This window comes from Luethyella okanaganae, from assembly GCF_042660285.1.
Lineage (GTDB): Bacteria > Actinomycetota > Actinomycetes > Actinomycetales > Microbacteriaceae > Luethyella > Luethyella okanaganae.
Genome location: NZ_JBHSTP010000001.1, coordinates 629,367 through 651,371 on the forward strand (window position 1 = coordinate 629,367; position 22,005 = coordinate 651,371).

Annotated in this window: 17 protein-coding genes, 1 tRNA gene and 3 pseudogenes; 9 read left to right on the plus strand and 12 right to left on the minus strand. The window is 64.3% G+C overall.

Going from position 1 to position 22,005, the window contains the following annotated elements:
- Positions 1 to 6: 6 nt before the first annotated feature.
- Both ACFQB0_RS02815 and ACFQB0_RS02820 read right to left on the minus strand, forming a co-directional pair.
- On the minus strand, positions 7 to 231 hold the full coding sequence (locus tag ACFQB0_RS02815; RefSeq protein ID WP_386727333.1) for a three-helix bundle dimerization domain-containing protein: 225 nt from the start codon (positions 229 to 231) through the stop codon (positions 7 to 9).
- A gap of 101 nt (positions 232 to 332) precedes the next feature.
- The gene (locus tag ACFQB0_RS02820; protein ID WP_386727336.1) at positions 333 to 1,505 is read right to left on the minus strand and encodes a phosphotransferase; all 1,173 of its coding nucleotides are present in this window, start codon (positions 1,503 to 1,505) and stop codon (positions 333 to 335) included.
- 125 nt (positions 1,506 to 1,630) lie between these two features.
- Here ACFQB0_RS02820 and nudC point away from each other — a divergent pair, with 125 nt between their 5' ends.
- On the plus strand, positions 1,631 to 2,593 hold the full coding sequence (nudC, locus tag ACFQB0_RS02825; protein WP_386727339.1) for an NAD(+) diphosphatase: 963 nt from the start codon (positions 1,631 to 1,633) through the stop codon (positions 2,591 to 2,593).
- Positions 2,594 to 2,600: 7 nt separating this feature from the next.
- Positions 2,601 to 4,325 (plus strand): ATP-dependent helicase, encoded by a 1,725-nt coding sequence (locus ACFQB0_RS02830; RefSeq protein ID WP_386727341.1) that lies wholly within the window; start codon positions 2,601 to 2,603, stop codon positions 4,323 to 4,325.
- Here the strand turns inward: ACFQB0_RS02830 and ACFQB0_RS02835 are convergent.
- On the minus strand, positions 4,210 to 5,058 hold the full coding sequence (locus tag ACFQB0_RS02835) for a hypothetical protein (protein ID WP_386727343.1): 849 nt from the start codon (positions 5,056 to 5,058) through the stop codon (positions 4,210 to 4,212). The genes ACFQB0_RS02830 and ACFQB0_RS02835 overlap by 116 nt on opposite strands.
- A 79-nt stretch (positions 5,059 to 5,137) precedes the next feature.
- A complete protein-coding gene (locus tag ACFQB0_RS02840) occupies positions 5,138 to 6,523 on the minus strand; it encodes a zinc-dependent metalloprotease (protein WP_386729612.1) in 1,386 nt (461 codons plus the stop codon).
- Positions 6,524 to 6,694: 171 nt separating this feature from the next.
- Here ACFQB0_RS02840 and ACFQB0_RS02845 point away from each other — a divergent pair, with 171 nt between their 5' ends.
- From ACFQB0_RS02845 to trpS, 4 genes are all read left to right on the plus strand, one after another.
- Complete coding sequence (locus ACFQB0_RS02845; protein ID WP_386727346.1) at positions 6,695 to 7,789, plus strand: YlbL family protein; 1,095 nt, start codon at positions 6,695 to 6,697, stop codon at positions 7,787 to 7,789.
- Between the two features lie 97 nt (positions 7,790 to 7,886).
- Entirely contained in the window at positions 7,887 to 10,796 is a 2,910-nt protein-coding gene (locus ACFQB0_RS02850) for a UPF0182 family membrane protein (RefSeq protein ID WP_386727348.1), read from the plus strand.
- A 108-nt stretch (positions 10,797 to 10,904) separates the two neighbouring features.
- Positions 10,905 to 10,981 (plus strand) — tRNA-Met (locus tag ACFQB0_RS02855).
- A 202-nt stretch (positions 10,982 to 11,183) separates the two neighbouring features.
- A complete protein-coding gene (gene trpS / locus ACFQB0_RS02860) occupies positions 11,184 to 12,197 on the plus strand; it encodes a tryptophan--tRNA ligase (RefSeq protein ID WP_386727351.1) in 1,014 nt (337 codons plus the stop codon).
- Positions 12,198 to 12,705: 508 nt separating this feature from the next.
- Here trpS and ACFQB0_RS02865 read toward each other — a convergent pair.
- The 8 genes and pseudogenes from ACFQB0_RS02865 to ACFQB0_RS02900 form a co-directional block, all read right to left on the minus strand.
- A pseudogene (locus ACFQB0_RS02865) lies at positions 12,706 to 12,981 on the minus strand (transposase); the annotation flags it as partial.
- Positions 12,982 to 13,035: 54 nt separating this feature from the next.
- Positions 13,036 to 14,415: a hypothetical protein gene (locus ACFQB0_RS02870; RefSeq protein ID WP_386727353.1), complete on the minus strand. Its 1,380-nt coding sequence runs from the start codon at positions 14,413 to 14,415 to the stop codon at positions 13,036 to 13,038.
- A 327-nt stretch (positions 14,416 to 14,742) separates the two neighbouring features.
- Entirely contained in the window at positions 14,743 to 15,531 is a 789-nt protein-coding gene (locus ACFQB0_RS02875) for a DeoR/GlpR family DNA-binding transcription regulator (RefSeq protein ID WP_386727354.1), read from the minus strand.
- A 92-nt stretch (positions 15,532 to 15,623) separates the two neighbouring features.
- A complete protein-coding gene (locus ACFQB0_RS02880) occupies positions 15,624 to 16,370 on the minus strand; it encodes a sugar isomerase domain-containing protein (RefSeq protein ID WP_386727356.1) in 747 nt (248 codons plus the stop codon).
- 13 nt (positions 16,371 to 16,383) lie between these two features.
- Entirely contained in the window at positions 16,384 to 17,700 is a 1,317-nt protein-coding gene (locus ACFQB0_RS02885; RefSeq protein ID WP_386727359.1) for a PTS ascorbate transporter subunit IIC, read from the minus strand.
- 12 nt (positions 17,701 to 17,712) lie between these two features.
- Positions 17,713 to 17,994: a PTS sugar transporter subunit IIB gene (locus ACFQB0_RS02890; protein WP_386727361.1), complete on the minus strand. Its 282-nt coding sequence runs from the start codon at positions 17,992 to 17,994 to the stop codon at positions 17,713 to 17,715.
- Entirely contained in the window at positions 17,991 to 18,449 is a 459-nt protein-coding gene (locus ACFQB0_RS02895) for a PTS sugar transporter subunit IIA (protein WP_386727364.1), read from the minus strand. The genes ACFQB0_RS02890 and ACFQB0_RS02895 overlap by 4 nt, the downstream gene beginning before the upstream one ends.
- Before the next feature lie 296 nt (positions 18,450 to 18,745).
- Entirely contained in the window at positions 18,746 to 19,474 is a 729-nt protein-coding gene (locus ACFQB0_RS02900; protein ID WP_386727367.1) for a GntR family transcriptional regulator, read from the minus strand.
- 147 nt (positions 19,475 to 19,621) lie between these two features.
- On the opposite strand from ACFQB0_RS02900, the pseudogene ACFQB0_RS02905 reads away from it, so the two are divergent.
- The 3 genes and pseudogenes from ACFQB0_RS02905 to ACFQB0_RS02915 all read left to right on the plus strand — a co-directional run.
- Positions 19,622 to 20,950 (plus strand): annotated as a pseudogene (locus tag ACFQB0_RS02905) (MFS transporter); the annotation flags it as partial.
- A 25-nt stretch (positions 20,951 to 20,975) separates the two neighbouring features.
- Positions 20,976 to 21,341, plus strand: a pseudogene (locus ACFQB0_RS02910) (alcohol dehydrogenase catalytic domain-containing protein); the annotation flags it as partial.
- 111 nt (positions 21,342 to 21,452) lie between these two features.
- Positions 21,453 to 22,001, plus strand: coding sequence for a zinc-binding dehydrogenase (locus ACFQB0_RS02915; RefSeq protein WP_386729614.1), 549 nt, complete (start codon positions 21,453 to 21,455; stop codon positions 21,999 to 22,001).
- Positions 22,002 to 22,005: the final 4 nt, after the last annotated feature.

A 22,005-nucleotide genomic window follows, 5' to 3' on the forward strand; every position in this document is an offset into this window, starting at 1 on the left:
ACCGGATCAACCGGCGGTATGCCCAGACGTCTCACGTCGCAGCAACGCCCGCGCCTCGTGCTCGACCAGGACCGGAACGTAGGTGCGGATCGGACGGCCGTCGAACACGCGGAGCTCACTCCGCACGACGTCGCCGATGTGAGCGTAGGGCAGCTGAGGATACCGGGCCGCGAGCCGGTCGATGACCTGGCCGACGGCTTTCTCCTCCTCGATGTCATCATGCGTGCGCATAGTTCGATTGTGCGGCGCATACGCGGTCGCGTCAACGGGTCGGTCCGGTCGCCGGACGAATGGCCGAAAGGGCGAGCGGCGGAGGTCTCGGCTCGTCGAGGTCAGGCCTGACGACCGGACTCGATAGGCCCCGTCGCGGTGTCGTCGTGCGCGGTGTCGTCGTGCGCGGTGTCGTCGTCGTCGGGGTCGGCATCGTCGAGGTCGCCGAACTCGGACCGCTCGAAGTCCGACTGGTCGTAGCTGTCGGTGTGCATAGCCGAGCCATGGTCGCGGGTGAGCGGAGCTCGGGGAGTGCGGTCGAGCATGGCCTCCACGTCGGAGACGGCGAGGACTGGTCCGGTCGAGGGGGAGAGAGGGTTCATCACATCGCTGTGCACGCTCTCGACGAGACCGTCCAGCATGGCGACGGCATCGTCGATGATCGCCTGGTTGTGCGTGTCGGCGCCGTGCATGAGCCAGCGGGCGAGCTCCAGCTCTGCGTATAGCATCGCGCGTTGCGTGATGAGCCGGTCTGCGCCGCCGCCGCGGCCGGCCGTATAGGCGGCGAGCGCGATCTCAGCGGCCTCGCCGCGCGAGCCGAGCAGCCAGTGCAGATCGCGGGCGGCGTCTCCGACGCGCAGACCGGACCAACCGAGGATGCCGGACACCGCGTCGTCGGACACGAGGAACGAGTCCGCCGACAGTCCGCCATGGATCACCGTCGGCGGGAACCGCCACAGGGCGTCGTCATCCGTCGCCTCCTCCCAGCGTCGCAGCAGCGCGGCCGGCACATGCCCCGTGTCGGCGGCTTGCCCGATGAGGGCGATGGCGGCTGTGCGACATTCCTGTGCGTTCTGCTGCGGCAGACCGGCATCCGTGATGAACGCCGTCGGCAGGGCGTGGATGGCGGCGATCGAGCGACCGATCGATCCGGAGAGGCCGACCCGCTCGGTCAGCTCGTCGACCTGGAACTTCTCGCCATGGAGGTATCCGTAGACGATGGCACGGGTTCCTCCAACCGGAGTCTGGCCCAGAAACTCGGGGACGTCGAAGGGCAGGCGGCTGCGAACTCCCGTGCTGAGGGCGCGCAGCGCGACCAGGTCGGCGGACTGCTCTGTCTCGGCACCCTGGTTGCGGGGTACACGGACGATGAGTCGGTGCCCATCGCGTCCGTGCAGCACCGCCGCGTCGAAATCGCCATGCTCTCCGCGTGTGTGGCTGCGGGCTGCGGCGACATCGAGCCCCGGAACGGCCGAGGTGGCCAACGCGGCTAGAGTGAGATGAGATCTGGCCATGACCCCTAGGTTAGGTCGACATCCGGTCGGCGTGGCCGTGCGCCACGCCCCCTGCTCCATCTCAAGCGTGCAAATGCGGCTGCGCAGTGCCTGATCGGTCTTTCGCAGCGAAGGGAGAATTCGCCGTGTCCCAACCCTTTCCGGCGAGGCTGCCCCTCGTCCGGCAGGATGTCGATCGGAATGCCGGGGTCAGGGCTGATCCGGGCCTGATCGATCGGCTGAGGGCCGATCCGGCCACCCGGGTGCTTCCGATCGCGCGAGGTCGCGCGCTCGCCGCTGAGCAGGTGGACGGCTCGGCGCCGCGTCTGGACCTTCTGCCGCCTGACGCGATCCCCACCGCCGAGACGTGGATCTACCTCGGGCTGTCGACCTCGGTGTCGAGTGTCGAGGCTCCGGGAACGCCGCTGCTCGCTGCCGTGCTCACTGACGCCGCGGCATCCGCTCTGCAGTCGGAGGAACTGCGTTGGGCTGGACTGCGCTCTATCGCCGCACATCTCGACGATCGCGACGCAGGCCTCTTCACCGAGGCGATCGCCGTGGCGAACTGGCACGATTCCCACCGCTTCTGTCCACGATGCGGAACGGCGACCGACACCGTGCAGGCCGGCTGGGTGCGGCTCTGCCCGGTCGACAACGTCGAGGTCTTCCCGCGCACCGATCCGGCCGTCATCGTTCGAATCACCGACGACGCCGACCGCATCCTGCTCGGATCCAACGCGCTCTGGGAGCCGAATCGTTACTCGCTGCTCGCGGGTTTCGTGGAGCCTGGTGAGTCGTTCGAGGCGGCCGTGTTGCGCGAGACGCACGAGGAGTCCGGCCTACGGGTCGCGAATCCCGTCTACCTCGGCTCGCAGCCGTGGCCGTTCCCTGCGTCGATCATGGTCGGATTCGGCGCGACCCTGGCTGACGACGAGGCGCCTCACGCCGTCGTTCCCGATGGCGAGGAGATCCTTGAGCTGCGCTGGTTCAGCCGTGAGCAACTGCGTGAGGCGTTCGCCGAGATTCTCCTGCCCGGACCCTCATCGATCGCGCACGCCATCGTCGCTGACTGGTACGGTTCGCCCCTTGAGTCGGCTCAGGACGGGTAGTGCGCTGATGACGACGACTGACGTGCTCCTGGCCGGGCTCGACGAGCAGCAGAGAGTGGCGGCGGAGGCCCTCATCGGGCCGGTGTGCATGCTCGCGGGCGCCGGAACCGGAAAGACCCGGGCGATCACCCACCGCATCGCCTACGGCATCGCGAGCGGAGCCTATGCGCCGAACAGGGTCATGGCGCTCACGTTCACGACGCGAGCCGCTGCCGAACTGCGTGGCCGTCTGCGACAGCTTGGGGCGTCCGGCGTCTCGGCCCGGACCTTCCATGCGGCAGCGCTCTCGCAGCTCAACTACTTCTGGCCGCAGGTCGTCGGCAGCCAGACGCCGACGATCCTCGACAACAAGGCACGCTTGCTCGGCCACGCCGCCGAACGCCTCGCACTCAAGATCGACACCGCGACGTTGCGAGATGTCGCGGGCGAGATCGAATGGCGCAAGGTCAGCGGCCTTTCGCTGGAACGCTACGCCGCGACGCTCGCGCAACGGGGAGCGCCGGGAACGCTCGATGCCGAGCAGAGCGTCGCATTGCAGCAGGCATACGAGGACCTCAAAGACGAGCGACGTCAGCTCGACTTCGAGGATGTGCTCCTCGCGATGGCTGGCATGATCGAGCAGGAGCCGTCCGTCGCGCTGCAGGTGCGCGAGCAGTATCGTTTCTTCGTCGTCGACGAGTTCCAGGACGTCTCCCCGTTGCAACACCAGTTGCTCGGCCTGTGGCTCGGAGACCGCCGCGATCTGTGTGTCGTCGGCGATGCGAGTCAGACCATCTACTCATTCGCTGGGGCTCGGGCGGAATACCTGCTCGAGTTCCCAGCGCGCTATGCGGACGCCACGATCGTGCGACTCGAGCAGAACTATCGCTCGACTCCCTCGATCGTGGCCGCGGCCAATCGGCTCATGCGTGGCAGACCGGGCGCGCTCGTGCTGCATGCGGCGGCGTCGCGACTCGATTCACCGCCCGGTTCAGGGGTCTCGGTGCGCGAGTATGCGAGCGACCTGGCCGAGGCGCGTGGCATCGCCCAGCAGATCCTGGAGTTGATCGAGGCGGGGGAGCGCCCCGAGGACATCGCCGTGCTCTACCGGGTGAATGTGCAGGCGGCAGCCATCGAGACCGCACTCGGCGATGTCGGGGTGAGCTACCAGATCCGTGGGGCCAAGCGGTTCTTCGAACAGTCGGAGGTTCGGCAGGCGGTCATGTCGCTACGGGCGGCATCCGTCTCGATCTCGGGAGAGCCGCTCTTCAAGTCGGTGAGCGATGTGCTGCGCGGCCTGGGCTGGAGCCAGCAGCCTCCCGAAGCACGCGGGGCCGTGCGAGACCGCTGGGAGTCGCTCAACGCGATCATGGGGCTCGTCGATCAGACGGCGCCAGGCACGACCTTTCGGCAGTTCACCGACGAACTCCTGGAGCGCGAGGCTGGTCAGCACGAACCGACAGTGTCTGCCGTGACGCTCGCGACTTTGCACTCCGCCAAAGGACTCGAATGGGAGAGCGTCTTCGTCGTGGGGATGAGCGAGGGACTTGTGCCGATCAGCTACGCGACCACGTTCGAGCAGATCGACGAGGAACGCCGGCTGCTGTACGTAGGCATCACCCGCGCCCGGAGCCGGCTCACGCTGAGTTGGGCTGCGACCGGCTTGCAACGCCGGGGTCAAAGGGATCGTTCGCGTTTCCTGTCGGAGATCGGCATCCGCACTCCTCGTGCGGCCGGTGTTCGAGGATCATAGTCTCGCCGGACTCGGCATCCAGGAACACGGATGCCTCGGTCAGGCTTCTCCGTGTGGTCGTGAGCCGTTCGAGCACGAGTTCTGTCGCCCGTGAAGCCGCGGCGAGGCTGGTGCGCTGCGTCTCAGCGGCGGCGGTGCTGTCGAGCAGTTGCGAGGCTATCGCGGGCCATGCCGGGTCGGCGTCGGTGCGCTGAAGCTCGAGACAGTAGAGGCAGGGTCCGAGACCAGGTTCGACGAGCGGGCCGATCCGCACCCCGGTGTCTCCGAAGACGATCGGGACGTGGGGCACGTCGCGGCGGAGCCAGCGCCCATAACGACGAGGAGGGACGACGTGGGAGGCGACGAGCACGACGAGCGCGGGTGTCTGCCGCGCCGCCTGGTCGAACGGCCGGATGCCGACACCGTCGAGAAAGGTGCGCACCCGGTCGGCGGTCGGCCCGGTGCCGTCGACGAGGACCGAGCGGTCGCTCATCGGTTCAGGGGGCCGCGCGGTTTCGACGATGGCGGGGGCGAGCACGTCGATCAGACGGTCGACTTCGGCGCGGGGGACTCCGACGGCTCCGGCGAGGTAGTCGAGGGAGGCGCGGTGCAGCCCGAGTCTCAGGGCCGCGATCACCCGCTCGTCGGCCGCCGTCACCCCGGTGAGGGTGACGAGGGCTCTGTCGACGCCGAACTGGAGCGAGTCGGGCGTGCGCCAGACGACCGGATAGCGGGGATCGAGCGACAAAACCATGCGAGCAGGATGCCTCAGTCGCGCAGGAGGTGCCCGAAGTTATCCACAGGGACAGAGGCCGCCGGTTCCGTCGGCGGCGTCAATCCACCGGATCGGATGAGTTGGACGGGCCGCTCGGATCGTCGGGGTCGACCGGCCGTTCTGGGCCGTCCTCGCGCAACAGCTCTTCGAGCGCCTGGTCGAAATCGTCGAGCACGGCCTCCCCGCTCTCAGCAGCACTCGTCAGCCGTGCGACGAGCGTCTGCGGATCGTCGAGGTCCTCTGCCGTCGGCAGTATGTCGGGGTGCGCCCACAGGGCGTCGCGTGCCGCCGCTCCGACGGCATCCGTCACCGCCTGCCACATGGTGGCGGCGTCGCGCAGACGACGCGGTCTCAGCTCGAGGCCGACGAGGGTCGCGAACGCCGACTCGGCTGGTCCGCCGGACGCGCGGCGTCGACGGACCATCTCGGCGATCGCCACGGTCTTCGGCAGTCGATTGGTCGCCTGCGCCGTCACGACATCGACCCAGCCCTCTATGAGAGCGAGCATCGTCTCAAGTCGTGCGAGCGCTGCGAGCTGGGCCTCGCTCTTCGGCGGAATGAGGGTCCCGTCGACCATGGCTTGACGCAACTCCTCCGGGTTCGACGGATCGAATCCTTCGGCGAGCTCCTCGAGTCGTTCGGTGTCGATACTGATGCCGCGCGCGAATTCCGTGATCGAGGTGATGAGGTGCAACCGCAGCCAGCGCGAATGCCGGAACAGACGTGCGTGAGCGAGTTCGCGCACGGCGAGATAGATCTGCACCTGGTCGGCCGGGATATCGAGTCCCTCGCCGAACTCGCCGACGTTCTGGGGCAGGAGTGCGGCCTGCTGCTCTCCGAGCAGCGGGATGCCGACGTCGCCACCCGAGACGACCTCGCTCGCGAGCTGCCCAACGACCTGGCCGAGCTGCATGGCGAAGAGAGTGCCTCCGATCGAGCGCATCACCTGGCTGGCGTTCGCGACCATGTCGTGGAACTCCTCAGGCGCCTGCTCGGTGATGACACGGGTGAGCGAGTCGGAGATGCTCGTGGCCACGGGCTCCGCGAGTTGCGTCCAAACGGACATCGTCGCCGTCACCCACTCCTTGCGGCTCATGAGCCGGGGCTCGACCGTGAGCTCGCTCACCGTGATGACCTCGTCGAGCCAGAGCGCGGCGATATGAAAGGCCTGCTCCAACTGGGTACGCTGCTCGTCGGTCACCGAGAGCTGCGTAGCGGACGCCCTGTCCTCGCCCTGCTTGAGTGCGAGCCCCCAGCTGATGCCGTCGTCGCTGGAGCGGAGCGCGTTCTGCAGTTGGTTCACGAGTGCGGCGACGCTCGCCGGGTCGTCGGGCAGGCCGGCGGCTCCGGCCAGCTGGCTCGGGTCGACCGAGGAGTTGCCGGACAGGATGTCACGCAACATGTCCCGGAACTCGTCGCTCGGTTCATGATCCTCGGGATTCATGTCGTCGGAGTCGTCTCCGGGGTGGGCGTTGTCGGCCACTTCAGCCACCTCTCAGTTGCTTGTCTCTACGCTAGCCCGAGATTCTCTGGCTTCGATGGGAAATGCCCTAGGCTAGGGGGTTCTGCTGTCCGCCTGTCGCGAACAGCGTGCGGACGCAGGGAAAGGATCGCGGTGGCACTGTTCAGCGACAGCACCGTTGAGGTTCCGGGTCATCGCCGGAACAGAGGCTGGCTCATCCTTTTCGTCGCACTCGCGATCGGTGTCATCCTCGGGGTCGCTCCGGCGCCGTATGTGATCGAGCAGCCCGGTCCGGTCTACAACACGCTCGGCACCGCCGATCATGACGGGGCACAGGTACCCCTCGTCACGATCCCCGATGAGCCCACCTACCCGACCGCGGGATCCCTCGACCTGCTCACGGTATCCGTCGTCGGCAACCCTGGGCAGCGTTTCAGTTGGTTCGACGTCCTCGGCGCCTGGTCCGACTCGAGCAAGGCCGTCCTCCCGATCGATCAGGTCTTTCCCCCCGATGTCACCGTCGAGCAGCGCAACAGGGCCAACCAGGTCGCGATGGTCAACTCGCAGAAGGATGCGATCGCTGCAGCCCTCGTCTATCTCGGCTATGACTTTCCGCGCAACGTCAAGATCGTGACCTTGCCGGATGGCTCGCCCTCGGCGGGCATCCTGCGAGCCGATGACGAGGTTCTCTCGGTGAACGGCGAGGCGGTGCACGACCTCGCCGCCTTCCGCACCGCGCTCGCGGCGAACGGCACCGACGCTCCAGCCACCCTCGGTATCCTTCGTGGTGATCATACGCTCACAGTGCAGGCGACGCCGGTGGAGAGGGGGGACGCCATCGTGCTCGACGTCAAGGTCTCGATGGACTACTCCTTTCCTTTCGCCGTCGACATCCAGCTCGACAACGTCGGTGGTCCGAGTGCCGGCATGATGTTCGCGCTCGGCATTGTGGACAAGCTCACCCCGGGGGAGCTGAACGGCGGTGAGAACGTCGCAGGAACCGGCACGATCGACTCGGCCGGCAGTGTGGGCGCCATCGGCGGCATCCGGCAGAAGATGTACGGCGCGAAGAATGCCGGCGCCGACTGGTTCCTCGCCCCCGCGTCGAACTGCGACGAGGTGACCGGACACGTCCCAGACGGTCTGACCGTCTTCGCCGTCAAGACCCTCGACGACTCCGTCGCGGCTCTCGACGCGATAGCGGGCGGAGCGGATACGAGCGCACTACCCCGCTGTTCCGTCGGTTGACCGCGAACATCACCTGCTCACAGCCATGGTTGTCTAGGATCAGCCATGGTTGCCTAGGATAGGTAGTCGTCCCTAATTCGAAGAGCAAGAGGCCTACGTGACTTCTCCAGCAGCCGAAGGATCCCCCCGACGAAGCAGAGCCCCGCTCGCCATCACCGTGGCGATCGTCGCGGGACTCGCCGTGGCGTTCTTCCTGTTCGCAGGCCTGTACACCGATGTGCTCTGGTACGACCAACTCGGCTTCCTCAACGTGCTCACCACGCAGTGGGCTGCTGGCGTGGTCCTGTTCTTCACCGGTTTCCTCGCGATGGCTCTCCCCGTGTGGCTGGGCATCCAAATCGCCTATCGCTCGCGTCCCGTCTACGCCAAGCTGAACTCGCAGCTCGACCGCTATCAGCAGGTCATCGAGCCGTTGCGCCGTCTCGCGATGTACGGCATCCCTGCTCTGCTCGGGCTCTTCGCCGGAGTCTCGTCCTCCTCCCGCTGGCAGACGAGCCTGATGTGGCTGAACCGCACGCCGAGCGGGAAGACCGATCCTCAGTTCGGCTTCGACATCTCCTTCTACCTCTTCGACCTGCCGTTCTACCATGCTCTGCTCGGCTTCGCCTCGGCAGTCGTCCTCGTCTCAGGCATCCTGGCCGTCGCGACCTCATACCTCTACGGGGCGATGCGGGTTAGTGGGCGGGAGGTGCTCATCTCCAAGTCCGCGCGTGTGCAGATCGCCGTGACGGCGAGCATCTACCTGCTTTTGCAGGCCGCGAGCATCTGGCTCGACCAGTACTCGACCGTCACTGACAACAACGGGCTCATCACGGGAGCGGGCTACACCGATGTCAACGCGACGATCCCCGGCCGCGCCATCCTCGCAGGCATCGCCACGGTCGTCGCCGTGCTCTTCATCGTCACGGCTGTCGTCGGTCGTTGGCGCCTTCCGGTCGTCGGAACCGTGCTCCTCATCGTGTCGAGTCTGTTGATCGGCTCTCTCTATCCGTGGGTCGTGCAGCGTTTCCAGGTCGACCCCAGTGCCAAATCGCTCGAGGCACCGTACATCCAGCGCAATATCGACCTCACCCGGGACGCGTATGGTGTAGCCGGTGTCGAAGAGATCCCCTACAACGCGACCACGAACGCCGAACCGGGGGCGTTGCGCGCCGACGCGAAGACGACGGCTAACATCCGCATCCTCGATCCGGCGATCGTGAGCGACTCCTTCGCTCAGCTCGAGCAATTCCGGCAGTACTACCAGTTTCCGCAGGATCTCGACGTCGACCGATACTTGATCGACGGCAAGAGCCAGGACACCGTGGTCGCGGTGCGCGATCTGCGTTTGAGCGGCCTTGGCGACGCGCAGACCTGGGTGAATAAGACAATCGTCTATACACACGGCTACGGCGTGGTTGCGGCGTACGGCAATCAGCGTTCGGCCGACGGCCAGCCGGTGTTCCTCGAGTCAGGCATCCCGACGACCGGCGCTCTCGGCGACTTCGAACCGCGGGTGTACTTCGGTGAGGATTCTCCGCTGTACTCGGTCGTGGGCGCACCTGACGGTGCCAAGCCCGTCGAGCTCGACTACCCGTCTGGCGGCGACGGCGAGCAGCAGACGTATACGACGTTCTCCGGCGAAGGGGGTCCCAAGCTCGACAACGTCTTCAAGAAGCTCATCTACGCCCTCAAGTTCCAGTCGGAGCAGATCTTCCTCTCCGACTCCGTCAACGACAACTCGCAGATCCTCTACGATCGCAGCCCGCTCGACCGGGTGCAGAAGGTCGCGCCGTATCTGACGCTCGACTCCGACATCTATCCCTCGGTCGTCGACGGGCGGATCGTCTGGATCGTCGACGGCTATACGACATCCGAGAACTATCCATACTCGACCAAGGTCAGCATGAGCGAGACGATCACAGACACCGAGACCGCGACGCAGCCTTTCGCGGTCGACCAGGTCAACTACGTGCGCAACTCCGTCAAGGCGACGGTCGACGCTTACGATGGCAAGGTCACCCTGTACTCGTGGGACGACGAGGACCCGCTGCTGAAGACCTGGCAGAAGATCTTCCCGTCGGCCCTCAAGCCGATGAGCGACATGTCCGGCGCTCTCATGAGTCACGTGCGCTACCCGGCGGACCTGTTCAAGATGCAGCGTGCGGTTCTCGGCCAGTACCATGTGACCGACCCGGGTTCCTTCTATTCGAAGGACGACGCCTGGACGACGCCGAACGACCCGACGCTGCCGTCGACGACCGCGACCCTGCAGCCGCCGTACTACCTGACGATGCAGATGCCCGGCCAGGATCAGCCATCGTTCTCGCTGTACTCGACGTTCATTCCCGATCAGAAGGGCGAGACGAGTCGCAACGTGCTTACCGGCTACCTCGCGGTCGATGCTGATGCTGGCGCAAAAGACGGTAAGCGCGCAGACGACTACGGAAAGCTGCGTCTGCTGACCCTGCCGAAGGACGATACCGTGCCTGGCCCCGGCCAGGTGCAGAACCAGTTCAACAGTGATCCGAGTGTCTCAGCCACGCTGAACCTGCTGAAACAGGGCCAGTCGAAGGTGCGCAACGGCAACCTGCTGACGCTCCCTGTCGGCGGTGGCCTGCTCTACGTGCAGCCTGTCTTCGTGCAGTCGACGGGGAACACGAGCTATCCGCTGCTGCAGAAGGTGCTCGTGGCCTTCGGCGACCAGATTGCGTTCCAGGACACCCTCGATCAGGCGCTCGACGTGCTCTTCGGCGGCGACTCGGGTGCTCAGGCGGGCGACACTGCTACGCCGAACGGGGCGGGAACGACGACGCCCGTCGCACCGGGGACGGGCACCGGCGCCGGAGCGCCTTCCACCGGGGATCCCGCGACGGACGCCAAGGTCAAGAGCCTGCTCAATATCGCCAAGCAGGCGCTCGCTGACAAGCAGGCTGCTCTGGCGGCCGGTAACTGGGCTGCTTATGGCGTCGCGGACGCCAAGCTCGCCGAGACGCTCTCCGCGATGATCACGCTGCTGAATGGCTGAATGGCTCGTGATCGCGGGTCAGTCTTCGACGGGCGAAGAGCGCGTTTCGGGCCGAGCCGGTTTCGATTCGCTGTGGCTCGCGCCGTGTGGTAGTGTGGATTCTTGTGCCGCGGGGTGGAGCAGTTCGGTAGCTCGCTGGGCTCATAACCCAGAGGTCGCAGGTTCAAATCCTGTCCCCGCAACCATGTGATGTCTCGGGACATCCCGGACAGCCGAACCTACAAATGGGTTCGGCTGTTCGTCATTTTCTGGTTTGGTAGTCCTTGTTTGGATTGATCGTGAGCTCTCGCAGGAGTTCGCCGGTGACTGCGTTGACGATGCGAACTTCGAGGTCCTGGAAAAGAATGACTGCCTAGTTCGTTCGACAGCAAGACCGAAAGATCATACGTGACTACCGAAAAGACGCGGCCTAGAGTCCTTTCCGGGGTGCAGCCGTCCGGGGACCTGCATATTGGTAACTTCGTCGGTGCGCTCGGCCAGTGGGTCGAGATGCTCGATGATTACGATTGTTTTTTTTGCATTGTTGATCTGCACGCTCTCACCAGCACCCGGAAAGCCACAGGCTCAACCGTTGCGTCGCGAGCACGAGACGTTGCCGCGCTTTACGTAGCTTGTGGAATAGATCCCAGCCGAGCGACTATTTTCGTCCAATCACAAGTTCCCGAACACTCAGAGCTCATGTGGTTGCTGACTTGTTCCACTCCGCTCGGGGCGTTGCAGCGGATGACCCAATTTAAGGGAAAGTCCGGACAAACGGATTCGATTGAGGCCGGTCTCCTCGTTTATCCGGTGCTTCAAGCTGCGGATATCTTGCTCTACGACACCGAGATTGTTCCTGTCGGAGACGACCAAAGACAACACATCGAGTTGACTCGAGATATCGCGCAGAAGTTCAATGCAGTACACGGCGAAACATTTGTCTTGCCTAGGGCCCGTGTGCCCCTGACGGGTGCTCGAATCATGGGCTTAGATGATCCCGACAAGAAAATGAGCAAGACGGACGCTGTCATCCACCCAAATCATTCGATTGGTTTGCTGTCCTCTGAGTCCGTGATTCGCAAGCGAATTGCTCGAGCCGTAACCGACAGCGGAGATTACGTTGAGGCCGATTCCGAGGCACTCTCTGCGGGTGTCAGAAACCTTGTCGAGATACTGGCGTCCTTTGACCACCTAAGTTTCGACGAAGCATTGCGCCGCGTCGCCGGAGAATCGTATGGAAAGCTGAAAGAAACGGTTGCCGACAGCATAGTTTCCACCACTGAACCCATCCGAGAACGATACGAAGCCCTGCGGGCAGACGAGGCCGAGCTCGACCGAATCCTGCAAGACGGCGCTGAGAAAGCTAGTGAAGTTGCGCGCCGCACACTACTTAGGGCTCAGACAGCCCTCGGCATTAGGTAATTCCTGAGCAGACTCATCACGCCACGCTGAGACAACTTTTTCATTCTCGTGTTTAGCGTCACGTGATGAGGATGATCTTCCCGCTACTGTGCGAAACACCGTGGTCTCCGAGAGAGGTAGTGGGAGACCTGGCCCGAATCAGGCTGGGATTACGGACATGATGTGAATGTCGACTGAACTCAGGACCACGGCGGCAACCTAAGCGAGGACCGCCCAGGCACGGGATCTTTCATGGCCCGACGTGTCTGTGAGCGGTGAGTATGAGGTTTCGCGCGACGGACATCTCGTAGCCACCATTCAGGAGAACTCGTTCCGGGACCGTGAAGTATCTCCAGGCGATGCCTATCGCTACCAAGTGAGCACAACCATCAAGAAACCACAGGAACTCTGGAGCGACACCGATCGGGCCGCGGCCGAGTCTGAGAAGGCCGAGCCTGAGAGCGGACAGATTTGCGCATGAATTTTAGTCGACAAGCGCGTCATTAGCTCGAGATGCTGGTCTCAGAAACTAAGGTGCGGCGGCGGTTGTATTCATCGACGAAGACGTCGAGCAGTGGGTCAAGCCTCGGAACGTGATGTAGCGCGGTGTCCTTCGGTCGGCGCTCACCTTGCTTCCTGTGTTGGGGACGAGACTGAGGCGGGACTTGGCGAGGATCTCGAGTCCGAGCTAGCGGCGGCCTTCGACCCATTCGTCGGTCTGCTCGGCTAGGACCGCGCCGACGAGGCGGATGATCGCGTCGCGATTCGTGAAGATGCCGACGCTGTCGGTGCGGCCGCGGATCTCCTCGACTCGCGGCGCGAGAGCGCAGCACAGGCGTTGTCGCAAGGCTGGGCATAGTCATCGGTTCGCTCCGGCCTGGGCGTGTCGGGGAACATAAAGCCGGATGTCGTCGATCACTGCTGACCCCTCGTAGTAGTTCATGTGGGGATCGCCAATGACGAAGTTGTCGGGGTAGGCGGACCCGGCTGGCCATTGCTCACGGGTATAGCTGCCGTAAGGTCCGTCGAAGGTGAGCGTAGTGTTGAACTGACCGTCGTATTCGTCGGTTCTCTGGTTGTAGTGCCAGATGGGGGTGCCATCCTCGACGAAGTCGCGCTCGTACCGCAGGGTGGTCTTACCGATGTATTTGAACTCGCCAGACATCTCCACGATGTAGCTGGTGGCCGTGCGCTCGATTGCGAACGTGTAGGTCTTTCTGGGCATGATCTCCGGCTTGATCTCCGCAGCCGAGACAATATTCTCGCGAGGCGTGGCCCCATCCTCCAGGCCACATTCCGTCGGCATGATGAACTCGTTGTATCCGATGCTCGGGTCGCGGTAGCGCGAGCCGTCGAAGAAGATCTCGTTGACTCCGTTGGCCGTGCTGTCAAGGTAGTTCAACTTCTGGCCGGTGCTGGGGTTGCAGACAGAAAACGCTCGAGCCCACGGGCCGTTTACGTTGTAGGCATCCATGCCGACCTTGCGATGGTTGTGGATGAAGACGTTGTTATGCGGCGCTGGCTTTGCGTAGTCCATGATCGACAAGAAGTAATAGCCGTTCTGGGACCGAACGTCGTCGAAGTTGGCGTTGCAACGGTCCGCGGGCCCGTCGAGAGCGCCCGTCCGCTTCCAAGGCCAGTTGGTCTTGCATCCTGTCGGCTCGTAGCCGTTGATCTTGCCGTCGTACTCGAACGTGCCGTCGCGCTTGCCTCCGAACTCGATCCCGCGCAAGCGATACTCGATGCGGTATTGCTCAGGGAGCGGTTCGGTGCTGCGGATGATCAGACCGGAGTCGTGGCTCGGCTCGTCGATGACGCCTGCTCCGTGTTCAGCTGTGAAAGTCGGGGCGCCTTCCGGTTGACCATCCTTGTCTGCATCGCGTGCAGCCAGTTCTGCCGTGAGCCATCCGCCATCCCCGAACTGAACCCGCTTCCGCAAGATGTCGGCACCGGCAAGATGCCGCTCAAACTCAGAACCGCCCCGCACCGTGAAGAACTCGCCGTCGTCGTCGAGGTGGTCGACGTGCCACGGGCTGTCGGGGCCATGCGGGTCACGAACCCACGGTGCTTGGCTGACCTCCGGGTCCGTCTTGAATGTCTCCGCGGCAACCAAACGCCACGACGTGCGCGACTGCTGCGTCGAGACTGGAGACGGCTGCGCCGCCGCCAGTGTTTCGCGGTCATAGGCGTACGTAACGCCGCCGATCGAGAGGCCGGTGAGAACGAGGGCCGAAGCCATCACCCCGCTTCCGAGCCACATACCTGAACGTAGTCGTCTCACCGTGACACTCCTCGAACTACTCATTAATGCTCGATTTCGATTATATCGAACACTTTTGAGCAATTTCTGTCAAGAATATGCGCCTAACGAGTCGTTGCGCGTGTTGCATCGACCTGCGGAACCCCCGACAATGCAACACGGCCGGTCTCGCACGAGACGATCTATGTGGGTCCGTGTCGGTGCATCTCGACCACGCGAAGGATCGCGACCGGAGCGAGGGCGCGGATGTGGGCGTGGGCGCGACACTGACGATCTCGGGTCGCCGTCAGGCCGGCAAAGCGCGGGTCACACGACGACCGTCTCGATGCCGGCCTGACGGAACTCCTCGATGATGCGGGCATCGGCACCCGAATCGGTGATGAGCACATCGATTTCTTCCACGGTGCAGATGTTTGCGAACGCCGTCAGCCCGAGCTTGCTGCTGTCGGCGACGATCACGACGCGGGCCGATCGAGACGCCATCAGACGATTCACAGCCGCCTCCTTCTCGTCGGCCGCGCTGGCGCCGTGGACCGGATCGATCCCGTTCACACCGACGATGGCCAGGTCGAAGTTCAGTTGATCGAGGACGGCGTCGACGAGGGAACCCACCAGCTCGTAGGACTGCGTTCTCATCACCCCGCCGGTCAGCACGAGTTTGACCTGGGGCCGCACGGCGAGCTCGCTCGCGATGTTGACGGCGTTGGTGGCGATCGTGATGGTCGGCCCGGTCCCGTCTTCAGCGGCGAGGTCGTCGCGCATCGTCAGCGCTCGCGCCACCTCCGTCGTTGTCGTCCCGCCATTGCACGCGATCCTCATTCCAGAACGCACCAGCTCCGCTGCCGCCGCCGCGATGCGCTGCTTCTCGCCGATCTTGCGCGTCGTTTTGTAGCGGATGGGGAGATCGTAGGCGACGTTGTTGGCGACCGCGCCTCCGCGCGTGCGCGTGAGCATGCGCTGCTCGTCGAGGTGATCGAGATCGCGCCGTATGGTCGCCGCCGAGACACCGAGCTCGGACTGCAGTTCGTCGACCTCAAGGGTGTGACGCTCAGCGATCAGCTCGAGCAGCCGGTTCAACCGATCTGGTCTTTTCATGAAGATCCTTGCTCACCATCTTGCTGGCCGACGAAGACCACGCAACCCAATTCTTCCCGACCCTAGCACCGCCCCCACCATCGACCCATGGATCAGAGGTAGAAGATCCGGGCCGCGTTCTGCTCCAGGAGCGCGGCGTTCCACTCCGCGCCACCGTCCACGTTGGCCGCCAGGAAGACGGGCGGGGTCACGCCTCGGTCCGCCAACTGCTCGATGATGGCCGCCGAGAGCATGTGGAGGATGGCGGTGCTGGTGACGCCTGAAGCAGGGGTGAACTTCTGAGGCACTGCCGGGTGATCGAGTACGGCGTCGCCCTTGTCGACCTTGTTGTCGAGGACGACGTTGGCGAAGTCCTTCGCCTTTCGGCCCGACGGGTGTCGCGACGTCACAGCGTCGCTGTACGCGTGCGAGGTGAGTACCACGACCTTGACGCCCCTCTCCTGGGCGAGTTCAGCCATTTCGATCGGGACGGCGTTGCGTCCTGACACCGACACGACGATGAGCGCATCGCCGGCTCGGATCGGCGAGTTGTCGAGGACGGCGCCGGCAACACCGGGGAGCTGTTCCATCGCGGAGCCGAGAGTGGTCGGCCGGGTGTCCAGGGCGGCGGTGCCGGGGGCGAACACGGGATTCACGAGCATGAGCCCGCCCGCGCGGTAGACGATGTCCTGCACAGGAAGGGAGGAATGCGAGCACCCGAAGGCAAACAATCGTCCGCCTCCCTCCAGGACGTCGGCGATGAGCGCCGCCGCCTTCTCGACGGCGGGAGTCTCTTCGTCGCGAATCCGCTCGATGAGAGCGATGGTCTCGTTGAGATAGCGGTCGGTGAGAGTGGTCACTGTTACTTCCTAGTCAGAATCCGAAAAGCTTGCCGATGAGGTCGACGACGATCGCGGGGATAAGCGCATCAGGAACGGTGAACCCGAGCGCGGGCGCGCCGAGTGCGGTCAGATCGCCGAACACCTGGAACTTATACGCGTAGGAGATGAGGAACCATCCGACGAAACCCCAGAGGAAGCCTCCCGCCCATGCGCCACGACGGCCGCCCATGGCGTTCGCGAAGATCGCCCCCGCACCGGACGCGAAGAAGGCGACGATGATGCTCGGGATCGGCACAGGCCAACCGATCAGAGCGAGGACAATCATGCCGGCGACCTGTCCGATGAGACCCGAGATCAGGCCGACCAGCAGCGCGTTCGGCGCGAATGGGAAGATCACGGGAACATCGAGAGCGGGCCGTGCGTTCGGAATCAGGCGACGGCTGATGCCTTCGAAGGCAGGCACGATCTCGCCGATGAGCATCCGCACTCCGTAGAGCAGGATCAACATGCCGGCGGTGAAGCCCAGCACGGTCAGGAGGGTGAACACGGCCCAGTTCTGGCCGTCCGAGATCTGCGTCTCGAACTCGCCGGCGCCGAGCACGATCACCGCCATCGTCCCGGCGACGAAGGACACGACGAGCATGACGAGGGTGGTGGAGACGGCGATGTCGCGGAAGAAGTTCAGCCGCGTCGGCAGCTTGTAGTCCTCGGTGCTCTTGGAGGGGTCGCCGATGAGCTTGCCGAAGTAACCCACGCCGACGTTGAGCAGGGTCTGACCGTGACCGAACGCGACGTCGTCGCCGCCGGTGATCTTGCGCATGAAGGGCTGCGCGAGCGCCGGAGCGAGAGTGAGGTAGATGCCGAGGAGTGACGACGCCGCAACGATCGTCCACACGAAGTTGAGCCCCAGGCTGTGGAAGAGGATGGAGTACGCACCGGCGTGCACCCAGATCATGTGCCCGGTGAGGTAGACGTAATGGAACGGCGTGAAACGCGCGAGCAGCAGATGAAACGCGTAGCCGAAGAGAAGAGTCAGGCCGATGATCGCGCCGAGGTTGGCGACGTCTTCGGTCTGCACTGCGCTCACGACAGCCTCATCGAAAGTGACGAAGGTCTCGAACGTCTCCACTGGCAGCGCTAATTGGAACATCGACTGCAGTGGACCGAGGCTGGCGATCAGCACCGTGACGCCGCCGGCAACGATGAGCAGGCTGATCATGGTCTTGAGCGTGCCAGCCACCACGTCGCCCCAGGGTTTGCGCTGTATCAGGAGGCCGATCAGGGCGATGAGTCCGATGATGACGGCTGGCACCTGAAAGAGGGCTACGACAAAATTCAATGCATCCATGAGATATCTGGGTCAGTCGTCGAGCTCGGCGAGAGCGGCACGCACTTTGGCTTCGATCTCGGAGCGGTCGATGAGGTTGTCCACGGCCACGACCTTCGCGGTCGTCCCAGAGACCTGGGCCTCCATCGCACGAGTCGTGACGACGATGTCAGACGGCGATGACTTGAACGAGCCCAGGTCGATGGGATGGACTTTGCCCTGCACGCCGATGCTCTCCAGCACCTGACGAACCTGCATCGCGAGCATCATGCTCGTGCCGAGCCCCATGCCGCAGACGGTCGTGATCGTGATCATGCTGTGAGCTCCGTTTCCGCGCGGCGCAGTGCCGCGTCCAGCTGTTCCTCGGTTGTCGCGGCCCGTATGCGGGTCAATGTCACCTCGTCGCCGAGGACGGCGACGAGGGTCTGCAGAGTCTGCAGATGACTTTCCTTGTCGTGCGCGGTGAAGGCGATGATCAGGTCGACGGGATCGTTGGACTCTTCGCCGAAGTCGACACCATGTGCCAAGGTCACCACGGCGGTGCCCTGAGCGAGCACGCCCCGTTCGGGCCGGGCGTGGGGAATCGCTACTCCCGGGGCGATGACGATGTAAGGGCCATACGTGACCACGCCATCTTCCATCGCAGCCACGTAGGAGGGTTCGCACCCGCCGGAAGCCACCATCAACTCGCCTGCTGCGTGTATCGCAGCACGCCAGTCCGGCACGGCCACCTTGCACCGCACCCCGTGATTGCCGAGTCTCGTCGTCACGTCTACCCTCTCATCGTCGACCGTAGCGCGTGAATATTACTGCTCCATAAACGTTAATTACGAACAATAACTTGCAGTTTGCCCGTCTGGCAACCAGTAGTACCTCGTTAGGTTTTCTAGCGGGGCTCCACGCTCGACACGTAAAGCGGTAAACCTGACTCGGCATCGCCGCCGCCCGATGGTAGATCTACCTCGGGTCGGCTGAGTTCGGATGAGGTCACTACTCGAATTGCCGCGAACTCAGGATCCCGCCCGTGTCGCGATCCGGTGTCGACCTCTGGTGCGGCCGTTCGAGGTCAGGGGAGAACGGTGAGGGTTCTGCGTACAGGCCTGAGCCCGCCACCGTCGGAGAAGAGCTCGGGCGAACGCTGACGGATTCGCTCCACGTCGTCGAAGACGGCTCGAAGATGCGCGCGCAACGACTCGACGGCGTTCGTGGTGTCCTGTTCGGAGAGGGCGTCGACGATACGAGCGTGCTGCTCGATCAGTGAGGAGACCGGACGGGCGTCGATGAGGCTCAGGCGGCGTGCCCGATCGAGGTGGGCCTTCGCGGCGTTGACGGTGTTCCAGGCGCTCTCATGCCCCGTCGCTCGGAGCAGCCTGCGATGGAACTCCTCGTCGAGGGCGAAGAAGCCGTCGATATCGCCGGCTTCGTTCGCGGCGTGCTGCTCGCGAATGTTGGCTTGCAACGCCTGCAGGGACTCGGGGTCGACCGTCTCTGCCTCGCGTAGTGAGGCGCACTCGATGGCCTCCCGCACGAACTGGGCCTGGGCGACGCGGCCGGGATCCACCCGGCTGACGAAGGTGCCGAGCTGGGGGAAAACCTGTATCAGCCCTTCCTCGCGAAGGAGGATCAGGCTCTCGCGCACTGGGGTACGACTGATCCCGAGCTCCGCGGCGAGCTCGTTCTCGGACAGGGAGGCGCCCGGAGCGAGTTCGAGTGAGATGATCCGCGCCCGCAGCAGTTGCAGCGTGCGATCGCGGATCGATTCGCCGGGGGCGAGGAGTGTCGGGCGATTTGCCATGACCTCATGGTAGTCGACCTTGACAGACTAGTATACAAGTGCTTGTATAGCAGTCTCTGGGGATCATCGATCCTCGCATCCCATAGATCTTTCATCACCGCACAGGAGCACCAGATGATCCGCGCCGCTGAGACGCAGAAATCCTCCATGGTTCCGGACGGCACTCGCACAACGCGAGATCTCGCGAAAGTCGCGGTCTCGGGCTGGCTCGGCACGGCCATGGAGTTCATGGACTTCCAGCTCTATTCGCTCGCCGCCGCAATCGTGTTCAACCGCATCTTCTTCCCCGAGTTCGACCCAGCTGTCGGTCTCATAGCGGCCATGGCGACCTACGGTGTCGGCTACGTCGCACGACTCCTCGGGGCGGTCTTCTTCGGACGGATGGGCGACCGCATCGGTCGCAAGAGAGTCCTGCTTCTCACTATTGCCTTGATGGGCGTCTCCACCACGTTGATCGGAGTGCTGCCGACCTACGCGCAGGTCGGCCTGCTGGCCCCATCGCTGCTGGTTTTCCTGCGTCTTCTGCAAGGCTTCGGTGCCGGCGCAGAGATCGCGGGTGCGACCGTCATGCTCGCCGAGTACGCCCCGGCTCGTCGTCGCGGTCTCATCTCGTCGCTCGTCTCGCTGGGAACGAACGCGGGCACGCTCGGCGCATCCGCGCTCTGGGCTTTTCTCGTCGCTGTCCTGCCGGATGAGGATCTCATCTCGTGGGGCTGGCGTATCCCGTTCCTCGCGAGTTTCGTTCTCCTTCTGTTCGCAGTGTGGATCCGCCTCGCCGTGAAGGAGAGCCCGGTGTTCGAACAGCGCGCTGACGTCGTGGACGGGGTCGCGCTGACCCGCAAGCAACTCGCCGTCACCGCTGCCGAGTCAGACAAGAGCACGATCGAGACCGCTCTGCACCAGCGCAAGGGCAAGGCCTTCCTGATCGCCCTCGGCCTACGCTTCGGACAAGCCGGCAACTCGGGTCTCATCCAGACCTTCCTCGTCGGCTACATCGCCACGGCTCTGGTGATGGACAAGTCGGTCGCTACGAACGCGATCGTGTGGGGTTCGCTCCTCGGTTTCATCACTGTTCCGCTCGTCGGGCTCCTCGGCGACCGCTTCGGGCGACGGCCGCTCTACATCACGCTCACCAGCATCAGCATCCTCTACGCGTTGCCGATGATGCTCATGGTCACGAGCGGTGACACGGCACTTGTCACTATTGCGATGATCCTCGGCCTCAACCTTGCGGTTCTCGGTCTGTTCTCGCTCGAGAGCGTGGCGATGGCCGAGCTCTTCGGCGCTCGAAACCGTTTCACCCAGCTTGCTCTCGCCAAAGAGATCGGTGGCATCCTGACCACCGCGATCGGTCCGGTGCTCGCTGCGACCCTCACCGCCGTGACAGGATCGTGGTGGGCGCTCGCCGTGATGCTCGTCGGTTACTCTGCGGTCACCCTGATTTCCGCGATCGTCAGCCCCGAGGTCCGGGGCCGTGATCTCGTGTCTCTGGAGGATGCGGATGAAAGCCGTCGTCGTACACGGTCCGAACGACCTGAGGGTCGACGAGGTCGCCGATCCCGAGCCGGCCGCGGGCGAGGTCGTGGTCGCGGTCGAATGGGGCGGCATCTGCGGCTCCGACCTCTCATACTGGAAGAGCGGTCGCTCCGGGACGGCGACACTCCGCCATCCCATGGTGCTCGGCCACGAGTTCGCCGGCCATGTCGTGGAGGTGGGCGATGGTGTCGACCGAGGGCGCCTCGGTCAGGTGGTCACGGTGCATCCTGCCGAACTCGTCGGGTCTGGCGTGCTTCCCGACAGGCTCGTGGGTCGTACCAATCTCTACCCCGATGTGCGGTACTTCGGATCGGCGGCGTTCGACCCGCACACCGACGGAGGTTTCAGCGAGCGTGTGCGGGTGAAGGTCGATCAGCTGCGACTCCTTCCCCACGGGGTCGACACGAAGCGCGGTGCGCTCGCCGAACCTCTTGCGGTGGCTATGCATGCCGTTTCGCGTGCCGGTGACGTGTCGGCTCGTGAGGTCGTGGTCAACGGCGCAGGCCCGATCGGGTGCCTCGTGGTGTCCGCGCTCAAGTTCGCGGGCGCCGCACGGGTCATCGCAGCCGACGTGAGTCCGGCCTCCTTGAAGGTCGCGACAGCCATGGGCGCCGACGAGGTGCGCGACATCTCGCGCGGCGACGAGTTGCCGCGCGACCCCGAGATCGTGTTCGAAGCCTCCGGGGCCACCGCTGCGCTTGGTGGCGTCCTGCGGGCGGCGGCACGCGGCGGCACCGTCGTGCAGGTCGGCAATCTTCCCGGCGGCCCCGCCGAGGCTGTGCTGGGCGATCTGGTGACCCGGGAGATCACGTGGATAGGCTCCTACCGGTTCGTCGACGAGATCTCGACCGCCGTGCAGGCCATGGCCGAAGGACTCGACGTCGCCCCGGTGATGACCCACTCGTTCCCGATCGATGATGCCCTCGTCGCGATGCGCATGGCAGCCGATCGCTCCACCGGCAGCAGCAAGGTCATGCTGCACATCGCCTGACGGA